Raw genomic sequence first — 13761 nt, forward strand, 5'->3', positions numbered from 1 at the left:
GCGCTATTGATACTCGTGCTGCGGCCTCGGTTGCGGCGCTCGGCAGCTGGTTATTCAGCCAGTAGTTGAGTGAGCAGCGCGCGCTTCCGCGCTGGCGCTCGGGGGCGGAACGGGTTTGCTGGTATTGCTCGGCGCTACCGCGCTTGCAGTGGTCTCGACTTCGGCGCGCTGGCAGCAGTGGGTGCCGGGATTCGACGGCACCGCGTCGAAGGCTCGTACTCCCGGTCCGCCAGTCGCGATCGCCGATCTTGGCACCGAGGCGGATTGGCCGGCGATAGCACCGAAGAATTTCAACACACGCTGCGGTCTGACGAGTGTTACTCACGCGTGTCCTCGGCGTCGCAAGTAGCTGCGCGCAGCGGTCATCCTCCGGTCGTTTCATTGCAGTAATTCCGGGCTGGGACGTCGCTCGATGGCGACGCTCTTTTCTCGAGGCGCGGCTGACGAAATTTTCATTGGAAGCATCTACGTATTCTGGTTCCATAGCGCGCCCGTTACTTTGGCGCGTTTGCCCGCGCAACGGGCTTCTTTTCCCTGACGGAGTTTGATAGATGCGACGATGGGTTTTCGCGGCCTCGCTTGCGGCCGCCGCCGTGCCAGCGTATGCGGACTGGAGCGGCAAGGGCGAGGCGGGCCTGGTCATTGCCAGCGGCAACACCGACACGCAGACCGCCAACGCCAAGGTGCAGGTCACCAACGAGACCGACAACTGGAAGAATTCCTTGGGCGGCTCGGCACTGTATGCCTCGGACCAGGAGGGCAAGACCGCCAATCGCTGGGAGACCTTCGGCCAGCTGGATTGGAAGTTCACCACGCGCAACTTCCTGTTCGGCGCGGCCCGCTACGAAGAGGACGAGTTCAGCGGCTTCGAGTACCAGGCCACGGCTTCATACGGTATCGGCCGCCGCTTCTTCGACAGCCCCAACACCAAGATGGTCGGCACGCTCGGCGCCGGCTACAAATTCTTCGAGACACGCGATTCGTTCGACGAGGTGACCGGCGAGCTGATCGAGGAGGGCGACAGCGACAGTGAAGTGGTGTTTCGCGGCACGCTCGATCTGGAGCATCAGTTCACCGCGACGACTTCGCTGATCAACAAGTTCATCGTCGAGTCGGGCGCGGATAACACGTTTGCGCAGAACGATCTGTCGTTGCAGGTGAAGATGACGGATGTGTTGGCGTTGGCGCTGGGGTATTCGGTGAGGCACAACACGGATCCGCCGGCGGATTTTCAGAAGACGGATACGTTGACTACGATCAATCTGGTCTACGAGATCAAATAGGAGTTGCTCGGAGGTCCTGCCTGCGGCAGGGCCTCCTCGCAAGGAGAAGTTCTTTTATTTTTAGCGATCTGAGACCGGCGCTCGATGTCCAGCGCCGGCCTGGTTCAGAGAACGTGTTACTCGCCGCCGGCGGCCTGGTCGACCAGCTCGCGGGTGATGCGGAGCATGTCGGGATAGTCTTTGCCGAGGGCGCGGTACTTGCCGGCGACGGTCATGGTGGGCACACCGCTGATCTTGTAGTCGCGGGACAGCTGCTCGGCGCGTAGCGCTTTCTGGGTGATTTCCTGCGAATTGAACAGGGTGCGGAATTTGTTGGCGTTGACGCCGTTCTCGGCGGCCCAGGCGGCCAGGGCATCCACATCGAACAGCCGCTTCTGCTGCTCGTGGATGGCGTTGAACAGCGCATCGTCGAGCCGCTGTAGATCGCCGGTTGCTTCGAGCGTGTAGTACGCCCGCACCAGTTGCCCCCATTCGCGACGGCCGAACGAAACGGGCACCTTGATCAGCACCGCGTTGGCCGGCAGCTCGGTCTTCCATTTGTTCAGCAGCGGCTGCAAGTGAAAGCAGTGCGGGCAGCCGTAGGAAAAGAACTCGATCACCTCGACCTTGCCGGCGGTGGTCGGCTGCTGGGCGGGCGTGATCAGGCTGTACTCGGTGCCCTGCGCCGGGGCGGCGAACGCCGCCCCGCTGGTCATGAACATGAACAGGGACATGAACAGGGACAGGAACAGCGCGAACGGAATCCGAGCTGTGGCGGTCACTATGAATTCTCCGATGGGTTGAACCGACGCTTCGACAGTCGTCCGCGGCAAAAGTTACCGGGCGGCGGTGGGCTCGATGGCGAGCAACTCGACGTCGAAGAACAAGGTGGCGCCCGGGCCGATGTCCGGCGGCGCGCCGCGGTCGCCGTAGGCGATGGCGGCCGGGCACACCAGCCGGCTCTTGCCGCCCACCTTCATCTGCTGCACGCCTTCGGTCCAGCACGGGATCACGCCGTTCAACGGGAAGGTGGCCGGCTCGCCGCGCTCCACCGAGCTATCGAAGACTTTGCCGTTGGCCAAGGTGCCGTGATAGTGAACCTTAACCGTATCGGAGGCCTGCGGCGACGGGCCGGTGCCTTCGGTGAGGGTCGTGATCACCAGCCCGCTTTCCATGCGCTGGGCGCCCGGCTCGGCGGCGGCCTTGTCGAGAACGGACTTGGCGGCGGCAGCGAGGCGCGTGGACTGCATCTCGCGCAGGCGGGGGAAGTAGGACTGAACATCGATCTGCACCGGCTTGCCGAGCGCGCCGTCGGTGAAGCCCTGCTTGACCTTCTCCAGCTCGGCCGGGGTGAAGTCGAACGAAACGATATTCTGCGAGACGGCGATGCCCAGCGCATACAAAGCCTTGTCGTCCTCGCTACCCGACACGGCAGCGGCGCCGCTCGCGGCGCTCCTGGGCTCGTTGGCCGCGCCCTTGGGCTCATTGGCATAGAGCTTCACTGCGGCCACGAACACTACGAAGCCAACCGTCGCAATCAGAAACGCTCGCATGGGAGTCCTTCTCCGGCGGATGTTCCGGGTGAAAAAAGGGCGGCCAGCATACAGCATCGGCCGCCTCTGAAAGTATTTGCCGCTGTCTTACAGCAGCGACGCCCCGCCCGACAGCGGCTGGCGCTCAGTTTGCGGTTGCGGTCGTTCCGCCGGTCAGGCCCCGGGCTTCCAGCAGCGGAGCAATATCCGGCGACTTGCCATAGAAATCCCGGAACAGGGTCAGCGCATCCGCACTGAAGCCCTTGGACAGCACCTTGGCGCGCAGCAAGTCGCCGTTCTCGCGCTTCAGCCCACCGTGGGTCTTGAACCAATGCTCGGTGTCCCGGGCCAGCACTTCGCTCCAGATGTAGGCGTAGTAGCCGGCCGAGTAGCCGATCGGGCTGGCGAAGATGTGCAGGAAGTAAGTCGAGCGATAGCGCGGCGGCACCGCTTCGAAGTTCACCTGCGCCGACTTCAAGGCGTCGGCCTCGAATGCTGCGATGTCACCCGCGGCTGGCGTCTTGCCCGCTGCCAGCTGGTGATAGCGCTGATCGAGGATGGCGGCCGCGAGGTACTCGGTGGTCGCGTAACCCTGATTGAATTTCTGGGCCGCCAGCACCTTGTCCATCAGCTCCTTCGGCATGGGCGCGCCACTCTCGTGATGCTTGGCATAGTTCGCCAGCACGCGCGGCTCGGTGGCCCACATTTCGTTGTACTGCGAGGGATACTCGACGAAGTCGCGCGGCACGTTGGTGCCGGAGAACTGCGGGTACTGCACGTCCGAGAACAGGCCGTGCAGCGCGTGGCCGAACTCGTGGAACGCCGTCGTCACTTCGTCCCAGGTCAGCAGCGTCGGCTGGCCCGCGGGCGGCTTGGGAATGTTGAGCGTGTTGGTCACGACCGGCTTGTTGCCGAACAGGCGCGACTGCTCGACGAAGCTGTTCATCCACGCTCCACCGCGCTTGTTGCTGCGGGCATAGGGATCGAAAAGAAACAATCCGAGCTGCGAGCCGTCGCGATCGAACACCTCGAACACCCGCACGTCTTCCTGATAGACGGGCAGGTCCTTGCGCTCTGTGAACTTCAAGCCGTACAGCTCCTGTGCGGCGAACAGCACGCCATCGACCAGCACGCGGCCGAGCTCGAAGTACGGACGCACCTGCGCTTCGTCATAGGCGAATTTCTTGGCGCGAACCTGTTCGGCGTAAAAGTCCCAATCCCACGCTTGCAGCTGGAAGCTCGGCGTGCCGTTCGCTTTGGCCTGCGCGTCGATGAGCTGTTGCATTTCCCCGGCTTCGCGCTTGGCATTCGCGACCGCGGCGGGCGCCAACTGATGCAACATGCTGTTCACCGCCTCGGGGGTCAGCGCCGTTTCGTCTTCGAGCACATACGCTGCGTGATTCGGATAACCCAGCAGCTTGGCGCGATCGGCGCGCAGCTTGATGATGTCCGCTATCAACTTCGTGGTGCCAAATTCGCCGCCCCAGCCGCGACCCGCCGACGCCTTGAACAGTCGTTCGCGCACCGCGCGATTCTTCAATTGCGCGAGTGCCGGCTGATTGGTCGTGTTCAGCAAAGTGAGCACCCACTTGTCCTCCATGCCGCGCGCCTTGGCGGCTTCGGCAGCAGTGGCGATCTGCGCCTCGCTCAAGCCGTCGAGCTCTGCGCGATTGTCGATCACGAGCGCGGCGGCGTTGTCGCCCTTGAGCACGAACTGGCGAAACTCGGTCGTCAGCGACGAAATTTTTTCGTTCAGAGCGCGCAGCTCTTTTTTCTGGGCCTCGGACAGATTGGCGCCGGCCCGCACGAAATTGGTGTGATAGCGCTCGAGCAGGCGCAGCGACTCGGGATCGAGTTGCAGCGTCTCGCGCCGGTCGTAGAGCTGCTTCACGCGCGCGAACAAAGCTGCATCCAGATAGATCGAATCCGAGTGGGCCGACAGCTTCGGCGCCATTTCGGTCTGGGCCTTCTCGATCTCCGGATTGGTGTTCGAGGAGCTGAGCGCGAAAAACACGGTGGCCGCGCGGTTCAGCAACTGGCCGGAGCGCTCCAGCGCGACGATGGTGTTCTCGAACGTGGCTGCGGCCTCGTTGTTGGCGATGGCCGCCACTTCTTTGCGCTGTTCGGCCATGCCGGCTTCCAGCGCCGGTACGTAGTGCTCGTTCTTGATCTTATCGAGCGGCGGCCACTTGTAGGGCAGCGTGCTTTCGCGCGCAAAGGGGTTGTCGGGCGATAACGTCGATTGGTCAGCGGTCGCATTCATGGTGGTCATTCCAAGCGCCGCGCATAACAGCGCGGCAGCAAGCTGGTTGGCTACTGGCATGGGTTCGATCGGTGTCTTCGGTGTCCAGGTGAGGCGGCCAGGGTTACAAATGCGCGCCCTTTCAGCAAGCGCCGGCAACGTCGATTCGGCGGTGCGATTTTGTATACAGGACAAGCAACGAGACTGGTCAGTTGCGCGAGGCCCGGTCATCATTGGCGCCTGCGTGCCAGGCTCGGCTCGCACCTTCTGCAGGAGACCGTCATGAATCGACGCCAGGCCTTGCTCGGCCTCTGTGCCTTGCCCGCGATGACTCGTATTGCCACGGCGGCTGCTGCGCCTGTCGTGGTCGTGAACAAAACGCCGACGTGCGGCTGCTGTGGCCTCTGGGTCAAGCATCTGCAAGCGGCGGGTTTCACCGTCCAGGTGCATGACCTGGAGAATCTCGCGCCCATCAAGGAGCGGGTCGGCGTGCCGTTCGGCATGGGCTCCTGTCATACCGCCGAGGTCGATGGGTATTTCATCGAAGGTCACGTTCCCGCGGACGACATCAAGCGCTTGCTGAGCGAACGGCCGCAAGCCAAGGGCCTGACCGTGCCGGGCATGCCGGCCGGATCGCCCGGTATGGAAGTAGCTTCGGGACGCGTCGATCGTTACGACGTGCTGCTGGTGGGCAAAGACGGCAAGACTTCCGTGTTCGCCACTCATGGCGACAACCTGGGCCAGTAAAGACTTGGGCAAATAACAATAACGGACAGCCTCGATGATGAAGTTCTACTCGTGGAACGTGAACGGCATTCGTGCCGTGGTGAAAAAAGGCGCGTTTCAGGAATTCATAAAGAAGCACAAGCCCGACGTGCTGTGCCTGCAGGAAACCAAGGCCGAGCGCGGCCAGGCGGAAATCGACCTGGCCGGCTATCACGAGTATTGGAACTCGGCCGTGAAGAAGGGCTACTCGGGCACCGCGATCTTTTCCAAGAAGGAGCCGCTCGAGGTGATCAACGGCTTCCCCAAGGAGTTCACCAGGAAGTTCGCATTCGCCGACGAGCTCAAGCGTGACGCCAACGAGGAAGGGCGCGTCATCGCTGCCGAGTACCCGAAGTTCTTCGTAGTCACGGTGTACACGCCCAACGCCAAGGACGATCTGAGCCGCCTGCCGCTGCGGCACAAACATTGGGATCCGGCGTTCCTCGCGTACTGCAAGCAGTTGGAGAAGAAAAAGCCGGTGCTGATCTGCGGCGACTTGAACGTGGCGCACACCGAGCTGGACCTGGCCAATCCCAAGCCCAATCGCGGCAAGAAAGGCTTCACCGACGAGGAGCGCGAGGGCTTCCAGAATTTCCTGGACGCCGGCTTCGTCGACACGTTCCGCATGTTCACGCAGGGTAACGGCCACTATTCGTGGTGGAGCAATTTCTCGAACGCCCGCGCGCGCAATGTGGGATGGAGAATCGATTATTGGCTGGTGTCCGAGAAGCTGCGCAAGCTGGTGAAGAAGGCCGAAATCCATGCCGACGTCATGGGCAGCGACCATTGCCCGGTGAGCGTGACGCTCGACATCGACTGAAACGACTTCCGAGTCAGTGCACATAGCCCGGCACGATCACATTGGTGCGCCGGCGATATGGACGCCCGCCGCGAGTTCCACGGAGACTGCACCGCGCCGCGGACCGAAGGGCGTGTGAGGTTCATGCACTTCGAAGGAGTCGCTCCGCGCAAGTTTCAGGAGCTTTTCCTGGCTGCTTCGGAGCGAAAATCGCCTGCTGGCGCCAAGCGCAATAAAATCCAGCAAGCTCGCAAGAGCTCAGTGCAGTATCTCGATAGCTATAGGGACCTGGAGTCCAAGGTTGTGCAGAACCTGGTTACTCAGGGTCTGAGCGAGAACATCATCGAAGAGCTGGCGAACCCGGCGGTCGTGGGCTGATCGCCCACGCCACCTGCCTCGCTGTCGTTACTTCTCGACGAACGCCCGCTCGATGACGTAGTCGCCCTGTGCGCCGATGTGCGGCGAGATGGTGAAGCCGCGGGCATCGAGGATGGCGGAGAGATCCTTGAGCATCGACGGGCTGCCGCAGATCATGGCGCGATCGTGCTCGGGATTCAGCGGTGGCAGGCCGATCTGTTCGAACAGCTTGCCGCTTTCGATCAGGTCGGTGAGCCGGCCGCGATTGCGATACGGTTCGCGCGTCACGGTCGGGTAGTAGATTAGTTGATTGGAGACCATCTCGCCGATGTGCTCGTCTCGGGGCAGCACGTGGGTGAGATATTCCTCGTAGGCAAGCTCGCTGGTGGCGCGCACGCTGTGCAGGAGCACGACCTTTTCGAACTTCTCGTACATGTTCGGATCTTTGACCAGGCTCATGAACGGCGCGAGGCCGGTGCCGGAGCTGAGCAGGTACAGGTTCTTGCCGGGCTTCAGGTCATCCAGCAGCAGCGAGCCGGTGGGCTTGCGGCTGACCAGCACCTCGTGGCCGGGCAACAGGTGCTGCAAGCGGGAGGTCAGGGCGCCGTTGGGCACCTTGATGCTGAAGAACTCCAGGTGCTCCTCGTGATTGGCGCTGGCGATGCTGTAGGCGCGCGTCAGCGGACGGCCGTTCACTTCCAGGCCCATCATCACGAACTGGCCGTTCTCGAAGCGCAGTCCGGGATTGCGGGTGGTCACGAAGCTGAACAGCGTGTCGTTCCAGTGACGGACTCGCAGGACGCGCTCGGTGTTGAAACTCGACATTTGGTTCCTCAATGCACATCACGCTGACCGGAAAGTGACCCTTGCGGCACAAAGCCGCCATCCCGGGTCGGGCAGCCGTAAAAGGATAGCGTCACCCACCCCGAGTTTGTGAGCGCGAATGGGAATAAGGACATTACCCTCGCTGCGCTTGCCGCCGGCAGATCGATGGGCGCGCGGCCTTATCTTTCAAAGCCTTATGGCCGGTCGGACGTGAGGTGGTGGCCAGATGGCCGGCCGGGAAGCGCGCCGTCATTTGACGAAAGTCAAATCGGTGTTCGGCCGTTTCAGGCGTCCGGATTGGGATCGGTCTGCAGCGCGGCGTCGCGGGCCAGGATGGTGACGCGTTGGCCGTGCTGGAGGCGTTCGACGCCGCGGATGACGACGACGTCGCCGGCGTTGACCGGGCCGTCGATGGTGACGAGGTCGCCGTCGGTGGCCAGGGAAGTGATGGCGACGCGTTCGGCGGTGTTGTCCCGGCGGATGCGCATGAGGTAGTTGCCGGTCTGGCGAACGGCGATGGCGTCGCGAGGGACGACGAGGGCGTCGGCGGCGTCGCGTTCGGGCAGGCCGACTTCGAGCGCGGAGCCGACGTTGAACGCGCTGTCGGCCAGGATCATGCGGAGCTCGAACTGACGCGAGCGTTCTTCGCCGACGGGCACGACCGTGCGCACGGTGGCGGACATCTGTTTGTTCGCAACCTTGATGGGCAATTCCATCTGCGGCTTGACGGAGCTGAGCAGAGCGAGCGGCACCAGCAGCGCCAGCAGGAAATTGCCGCTCATGGTCTGAATGATGGTGTCGAGCCGATCGGCGCTGCCGGCCAGGCGAATGTTTGCATCCGCGGGCAGGTCGGCGCGCAGCGTGGGCACGATCTCGTTGCTGATCTTCGCCAGCATGTCTTCCAGCGACAGCGTCGGAGGAGGATCGACGGTCAGCGTGACGGTGCGATGATGATCGACGCGCCTGATCTGCTCGGGCACCAGAGTCGTCCGCAGCGTTACCAACTCGCCCAATGGCACCACTTCTCCGGACGGCGTGATCAACGGCGCCTGCGCGAGGTCCTCGGGCCTCTCCTCGAGGTTGGTTCGCAGGATCACCGGCAAGCGCGCCTGGCCATCGAAGTATTCGCCCAGCCATGCGCCGTCGCCGAGCGAGCGAATGATGGTGCCGAGCGCCGCGCGATCCCAGCCGACCTCGGCTATGCGTCGATCATTCGGCTCTGCACGCAGCTCCAATACCTGCACGTCCGTGTTCGGGAAGGACTGCACGTTGGCGCCAGGGAATGTTTGTTCCAGCAAGCGCCGGCCCGCGGCACCGACAGCGTTCAATGACGCCGTGTCCGACGTCTGCAAGTGGATGGCAACCGAACGGGCCGAGCCGCCGAAGCCACCGAACAGTTCCCCTTCGTTGACGAACACGCGAGTGTCCGGAATGCGGAGTGTCTGGAATGCCAACCCCAAGCGCCGCAGCTCTCTGCAGGTCGACGGTGATACGTACGTCGTTGAGCGCACCATCATTGATCTCCACGCCACCGACGCCGGGAACCGACTCGATCCGTGGCCGCACCACGTCGTCGATGAAACGGCGGTACTTGTCGATCGGCCCCTCGGTGCCAGGCAGCAGCTGCACGAAGAAGAATGTGAGATTTTGATTGGCGTCGCCGCCCTGGCCGCCCAGTTGCACCACCGGGCGGTCGGCATCGCGCGGCAGCGGCGGCAGGCGGCTCATGCGGCCGATGACATCGACCAGGGTCGCTTTCATGTCGGTGCCGATGGCGAAGGTGAGGATCACTTCGGTGCCGCCGCTGTTGGCGTTGCCGGTAATCTCTTCCACGCCGGCCAATCCCTGCAGCACGCGCTCCTGGGGCTCCAGCAGCTCGGCTTCGGCTTCCTCGGGCGAGGCGCCTCGCCAGTTGGTAAAGATGCCGATCGTCGGCCGTTCGATATCGGGAAACAGCTGCAGCGGCAGCTTCAGCAGGCTGAGCGTGCCGAACAGGCACACCAGCAGCACCGTTACGCCGACGGCGATGGGGTTGCGAATGGCGGCGGCAATGACACGCATCGCTCGACTTCCTTGGCTGGCCAGGGTCGTTGCTATGTCGCGATTGGACCTCGACGCCGCCGTCTGGTTGTCGTGCTTGCGACCAGCCGAGACGAAATCACGACAGAACGAACCTCGTGATGCGGGACACCGACGGACGGTTTAAGCTCTGCGGCGTTTTTGCCGCTGCCAGCCCCCGACCGCCTTGAACGCCTCCCAATCGAGCGAATTGCAGATCACGCCCGCCGAACGGCGCCTGACGCTGGCCGCCTTGGCAGTGGTCGTGCTGCTTAGCGCGCTCGACCAGACCATCGTCGCCACGGCGATGCCTCGGATCATCGAGGAGCTGCAGGGGCTCTCCATGTACGCCTGGGTCACCACCGCGTACCTGCTCACGTCCACGGTCTCGGTGCCGTTGTATGGCAAGTTGAGCGATCAGTACGGGCGCAAACCCATCCTGATCGGCGGAGTGCTGCTGTTTCTGGTCGGCTCGGCGCTGTGCGGACTGAGCGGCGAGCTCGGCAGCCTGCCGGTGCTGGGCGACGGCATGATGCAGCTGATCGTGTTCCGTGCGTTGCAGGGATTGGGCGCGGGCGCATTGATGACGGTGTCGTTCGCCGTCATGGCCGACATGTATCCACCCCGCGAGCGCGGCAAGCTGTTCGGGGTGTTCGGTTCGGTGTTCGGCCTGGCCACCATGGTCGGTCCGTTCATCGGCGGTTTCTTCACCGATCATGGCTCGGTGACGCTCGGCGGCTATGACATCGCCGGCTGGCGCTGGGTGTTCTACGTGAACCTGCCGCTGGGCGCGCTGGCGCTGTTCATGATCGTGTATCGCATGCCGGCGCTGCGCAAAGGGGGCGGCGGCGCGATCGACTATCTCGGCGCGGTGCTGATTGTGCTGACCGCGGCGACGGCGTTACTTGCACTGTCATTGGGCGGCACGCAGTACGCGTGGGACTCGCCTGAGATCGTCGGTCTGTTCGCGATGTCGGCGGTAGCGCTGGCGATCTTCCTGTGGGTGGAGCAGCGGGCGCGCGAACCGATCCTGTCCTTGCATCTGTTCGGCATTCCAGCCTTCCGCATGGCGACGCTCGCGGCGTTCGTGATGAGCATGTCCTTCCTGGGTGTGGTGATGTTCATGCCGCTGTATATGCAGCTGGTGCAGGGCGCGTCGGCGACCCAGAGCGGCGTGTATCTGATGCCACTGATCCTTGCGATGATCTTCAGCAGCGTCGGCTCCGGACGCCTGGTGACGCGTACCGGCAAATACAAAGTGTTCATGGTTACGGGCGGCGTGCTGCTGGTGGCGGGTGTCGTGTCTCTGACCGGCATCGGCCCCGATACGACACAGGGCGATCTCGCCTGGCGCCTGGCGTTGACCGGCTTGGGGCTGGGGCCGGCGCAAAACCTGTTCAGCCTGGTGATCCAGAACGCCGCGCCTGCCAATCAGATTGGCGTGGCCACCAGCATGAGCCAGTTCAGCAGGCAAATCGGTTCGACGGTGGGCGTGGCCATGTTCGGTACGTTTCTCACGCATGCGTTGACCACCGAGCTGCCCAAGCATGTGCCGCAGTTGCCTGGTAACGCGATCCCGCAGCTGGACCTGGCGCATGCGCAGAGCCAGGCCATGCATGTCGAGGAGATTCAGGCTCGCGTGCAACAAGCGCTCGACGAACGCTACGAGGTCATCGAGCGCGCGTATGGAGAAGATCAGGAAGCTGTCGCCGAGGTGCTCGGTGATCCAAGACTGCCGGACAGCATCAAGGAGCCATTGCGCGATGGCGGCATTCGTGCACGCATCCACGATGAGTTGGTGGCGCGAACCGATGCGCTGGTCGCCGGATTGAAAGACGGCGAGGATGGCAGGGATCGACTGTTGAAAGATCCCAACTTGCCGACGGCATTGAAACAACAGCTCGCCAACATTCCTTCACGTGCATGGCACGAGCCGCATGTGATTGCCGATGTCGCCCGCTTGTTCCGCGACAGCGTCTTGGGCGCCGAGGACGCGATCGTCGCCGAGCAGTCCCGGCAGAGCTTGCAGTTCGTGAAGGTCGCCATGGCGCAGTACGCGGCGGAGCTGGTCCAAGACGTACAGCGCGGCACGAAAGTGGCGTTCGCCAACGCCATCGCTCGCATGCTGCAGCACGCAGTGTGGATCGTCGCCCTCGCGCTGCTCGTGGTGCTGTTCATTCCCGAATTGCCACTGCGCTCCAAGGCAAGCGCGGACTCGGCGGCGCCAGCCAATGACTGAAGCCGCCAGAACCACAGCGTCTTCGCATCGCTCTTTCGCGGCGCTGAGGCATCCGGGCTATCGCGGTTTTTTCTTCTCGTTCGCCGGCGCGATGATGGCGGACAGCGTCGAGCACGTCATCAGCTACTGGATGATGTTCCAGAAGTTCGAGTCGAACGCGCTGGGTGCATTCGCTGTGGTGTCGCACTGGTTGCCGTTCCTGCTGTTCTCCCTGCCGGTGGGCGCGCTGGCCGATCACTTCGATCCGCGGCGGCTGATCCAGATCGGCATGGCCATCTTCATGGGTGTCTCCATCGCTTGGGGCGTACTGTTCATGACGGACACCTTGGAGATGTGGCATGCAATGCTGCTGCTGACGTTGCACGGCATTGCTGGCGTGTTGTGGACGCCCAGCTCGCAAGTGCTGTTGCATCACGTGGTTCCAGTCGAACATCTGCAAAGCGCCGTGCGACTGAATGCAACCTCGCGCCACATCGGACTGCTCGGCGGGCCTGCGGTCGGCGGGTTGCTGCTGATGGTGTTCGGGCCGTCGCTCGGCATTCTGTTGAATGCGCTGATCTACATCCCCACCATCCTCTGGTTGTTGAATGCACCCTATTCGCGGGCCGCAGCGGGGCAGGGGCCACCGCCGCGTGCGCTGCTTTCGTACGGCGACGTCGTGTTGACATTGCGGCGCGTCGCCTCGCATCGAGTCTTGTTGTCGATGATCCTGCTGGCGGGTGGCGCGTCATTCTTCATCGGCAACGCTTATCTGCCGCAGATGCCGGATTTCGCGCGCTCGCTCGGTCATGGCGACGCGGATCTTTCTTACAGCGTGCTGCTCGGAGCGGACGCCTTTGGCGCGTTGACCGCCGGTTTCCTGCTCGAGAGTCGTGGCTGGCTGCTGCCCAATCCACGTACCGCCATGATCCTGGCAATGGGTTGGTGTATCGCGCTGGCCGGATTTGCGATGTCGTCGATCTACTCGCTCGCGGTGCTGCTGCTGTTCGTTGCCGGCTTCATGGACCTGTCGTTCAATTCGATGGCGCAGACGCTGGTGCAAGTGAACGCGCCGGCCGACATTCGCGGCCGTGTGCTGGGCGTGTTCTCGATGATGGCGCTCGGCTTGCGAACTTTCAGCGGGGTCACGGTCGGATTGATGGGCGCGGTGATCGGAATTCATTCGTCGCTGGCGCTCAGCGCGCTGGTGCTGACGGCGCTCAGCGCACTGTTGCTGGTGCGCAGCTCCAGAGTTTGATCTTTCAGGCTGATTGTCTGGAGCCGGGCACGTGCTCGAGATTACTTCTTCTTCGAGCTCTGCTTCCTGCTCGAGCCCTTTTTCTTGCTGCTGCTCTTACGGCCGGTCTTTTTCTTCGGCACCTTTGCGCCGGAGCGCCGCGCTTCGGACAGGCCGATGGCGATGGCCTGTTTGCGGCTCGTCACCTTCTTGCCCGAACGGCCGCTGCGCAAGGTTCCTTTCTTGCGCTCGCGCATCGTTTTCTCGACCTTCTTCGACGCCTTCTTGCTGTATTTGCGTGCCATGAGGTGTACCTCAGGTGTTGGCGGGATGGATTAGTCCCAATGGTGCTTAGTTAACCGTCTTTGTCGCAGCGGTTCGCGGATGGCGGATAGCGGTTAGCCAGAAATGAGCTAAATCCTGGCCTCCGTTCTGCCCTAACCGCTAACCGCTGGAGGGCGCTAAC

At 62.9% G+C, this 13761-nt stretch carries 13 protein-coding genes; 6 read left to right on the top strand and 7 right to left on the bottom strand.

Annotation, left to right across the window (positions count from 1 at the left end):
• The first annotated feature begins 551 nt into the window (after positions 1-551).
• Positions 552-1283: a DUF481 domain-containing protein gene (locus VGE08_RS12175; RefSeq protein ID WP_331068160.1), complete on the top strand. Its 732-nt coding sequence runs from the start codon at positions 552-554 to the stop codon at positions 1281-1283.
• A 116-nt stretch (positions 1284-1399) separates the two neighbouring features.
• Here the strand turns inward: VGE08_RS12175 and VGE08_RS12180 are convergent, their stop codons facing one another.
• The 3 genes from VGE08_RS12180 to VGE08_RS12190 form a co-directional block, all read right to left on the bottom strand.
• The gene (locus VGE08_RS12180) at positions 1400-2044 is read right to left on the bottom strand and encodes a thiol:disulfide interchange protein DsbA/DsbL (protein ID WP_331068161.1); all 645 of its coding nucleotides are present in this window, start codon (positions 2042-2044) and stop codon (positions 1400-1402) included.
• A gap of 54 nt (positions 2045-2098) precedes the next feature.
• Positions 2099-2815: an FKBP-type peptidyl-prolyl cis-trans isomerase gene (locus VGE08_RS12185; protein WP_331068162.1), complete on the bottom strand. Its 717-nt coding sequence runs from the start codon at positions 2813-2815 to the stop codon at positions 2099-2101.
• Between the two features lie 124 nt (positions 2816-2939).
• Entirely contained in the window at positions 2940-5057 is a 2118-nt protein-coding gene (locus VGE08_RS12190; RefSeq protein ID WP_331068163.1) for a M3 family metallopeptidase, read from the bottom strand.
• 261 nt (positions 5058-5318) lie between these two features.
• On the opposite strand from VGE08_RS12190, the gene VGE08_RS12195 reads away from it, so the two are divergent.
• From VGE08_RS12195 to VGE08_RS12205, 3 genes are all read left to right on the top strand, one after another.
• Positions 5319-5783 carry a DUF411 domain-containing protein gene (locus tag VGE08_RS12195; RefSeq protein ID WP_331068164.1) on the top strand — a complete coding sequence of 155 codons (465 nt, stop codon included), beginning with the start codon at positions 5319-5321 and terminating at the stop codon, positions 5781-5783.
• Positions 5784-5820: 37 nt separating this feature from the next.
• Complete coding sequence (locus tag VGE08_RS12200; protein ID WP_331068165.1) at positions 5821-6621, top strand: exodeoxyribonuclease III; 801 nt, start codon at positions 5821-5823, stop codon at positions 6619-6621.
• Between the two features lie 123 nt (positions 6622-6744).
• Positions 6745-6978, top strand: a complete 234-nt coding sequence (locus tag VGE08_RS12205; RefSeq protein WP_331068166.1) for a hypothetical protein — start codon at positions 6745-6747, stop codon at positions 6976-6978.
• 27 nt (positions 6979-7005) lie between these two features.
• Here the strand turns inward: VGE08_RS12205 and VGE08_RS12210 are convergent, their stop codons facing one another.
• The 3 genes from VGE08_RS12210 to VGE08_RS12220 form a co-directional block, all read right to left on the bottom strand.
• Entirely contained in the window at positions 7006-7782 is a 777-nt protein-coding gene (locus VGE08_RS12210) for a ferredoxin--NADP reductase (RefSeq protein ID WP_331068167.1), read from the bottom strand.
• Positions 7783-8066: 284 nt separating this feature from the next.
• Positions 8067-9110 carry an efflux RND transporter permease subunit gene (locus VGE08_RS12215; protein ID WP_331068168.1) on the bottom strand — a complete coding sequence of 348 codons (1044 nt, stop codon included), beginning with the start codon at positions 9108-9110 and terminating at the stop codon, positions 8067-8069.
• Positions 8992-9843, bottom strand: a complete 852-nt coding sequence (locus VGE08_RS12220; RefSeq protein ID WP_331068169.1) for an efflux RND transporter permease subunit — start codon at positions 9841-9843, stop codon at positions 8992-8994. The genes VGE08_RS12215 and VGE08_RS12220 overlap by 119 nt, the downstream gene beginning before the upstream one ends.
• Before the next feature lie 184 nt (positions 9844-10027).
• Between VGE08_RS12220 and VGE08_RS12225 the strand changes: the two genes are divergently transcribed.
• Together VGE08_RS12225 and VGE08_RS12230 are read left to right on the top strand one after the other, a co-directional pair.
• Positions 10028-12079: an MDR family MFS transporter gene (locus tag VGE08_RS12225; protein ID WP_331068170.1), complete on the top strand. Its 2052-nt coding sequence runs from the start codon at positions 10028-10030 to the stop codon at positions 12077-12079.
• Entirely contained in the window at positions 12072-13316 is a 1245-nt protein-coding gene (locus tag VGE08_RS12230; RefSeq protein WP_331068171.1) for an MFS transporter, read from the top strand. The genes VGE08_RS12225 and VGE08_RS12230 overlap by 8 nt, the downstream gene beginning before the upstream one ends.
• 41 nt (positions 13317-13357) lie before the next feature.
• On the opposite strand, the gene VGE08_RS12235 is transcribed toward VGE08_RS12230, so the two are convergent.
• A complete protein-coding gene (locus tag VGE08_RS12235) occupies positions 13358-13600 on the bottom strand; it encodes a DUF6496 domain-containing protein (RefSeq protein ID WP_331068172.1) in 243 nt (80 codons plus the stop codon).
• Between the last annotated feature and the right edge of the window lie 161 nt (positions 13601-13761).

Origin of the sequence: Steroidobacter sp., assembly GCF_036406195.1 — a bacterium.
Taxonomy (GTDB): domain Bacteria; phylum Pseudomonadota; class Gammaproteobacteria; order Steroidobacterales; family Steroidobacteraceae; genus Steroidobacter.

Coding starts and splice junctions, on each gene's coding strand:
- VGE08_RS12175 (WP_331068160.1), top strand. CDS start 552: ATGCGACGATGGGTTTTCGCGGCCTCGCTTGCGGCCGCCGCCGTGCCA.
- VGE08_RS12185 (WP_331068162.1), bottom strand. CDS start 2,815: ATGCGAGCGTTTCTGATTGCGACGGTTGGCTTCGTAGTGTTCGTGGCC.
- VGE08_RS12190 (WP_331068163.1), bottom strand. CDS start 5,057: ATGAATGCGACCGCTGACCAATCGACGTTATCGCCCGACAACCCCTTT.
- VGE08_RS12195 (WP_331068164.1), top strand. CDS start 5,319: ATGAATCGACGCCAGGCCTTGCTCGGCCTCTGTGCCTTGCCCGCGATG.
- VGE08_RS12200 (WP_331068165.1), top strand. CDS start 5,821: ATGAAGTTCTACTCGTGGAACGTGAACGGCATTCGTGCCGTGGTGAAA.
- VGE08_RS12205 (WP_331068166.1), top strand. CDS start 6,745: ATGCACTTCGAAGGAGTCGCTCCGCGCAAGTTTCAGGAGCTTTTCCTG.
- VGE08_RS12210 (WP_331068167.1), bottom strand. CDS start 7,782: ATGTCGAGTTTCAACACCGAGCGCGTCCTGCGAGTCCGTCACTGGAAC.
- VGE08_RS12220 (WP_331068169.1), bottom strand. CDS start 9,843: ATGCGTGTCATTGCCGCCGCCATTCGCAACCCCATCGCCGTCGGCGTA.
- VGE08_RS12230 (WP_331068171.1), top strand. CDS start 12,072: ATGACTGAAGCCGCCAGAACCACAGCGTCTTCGCATCGCTCTTTCGCG.
- VGE08_RS12235 (WP_331068172.1), bottom strand. CDS start 13,600: ATGGCACGCAAATACAGCAAGAAGGCGTCGAAGAAGGTCGAGAAAACG.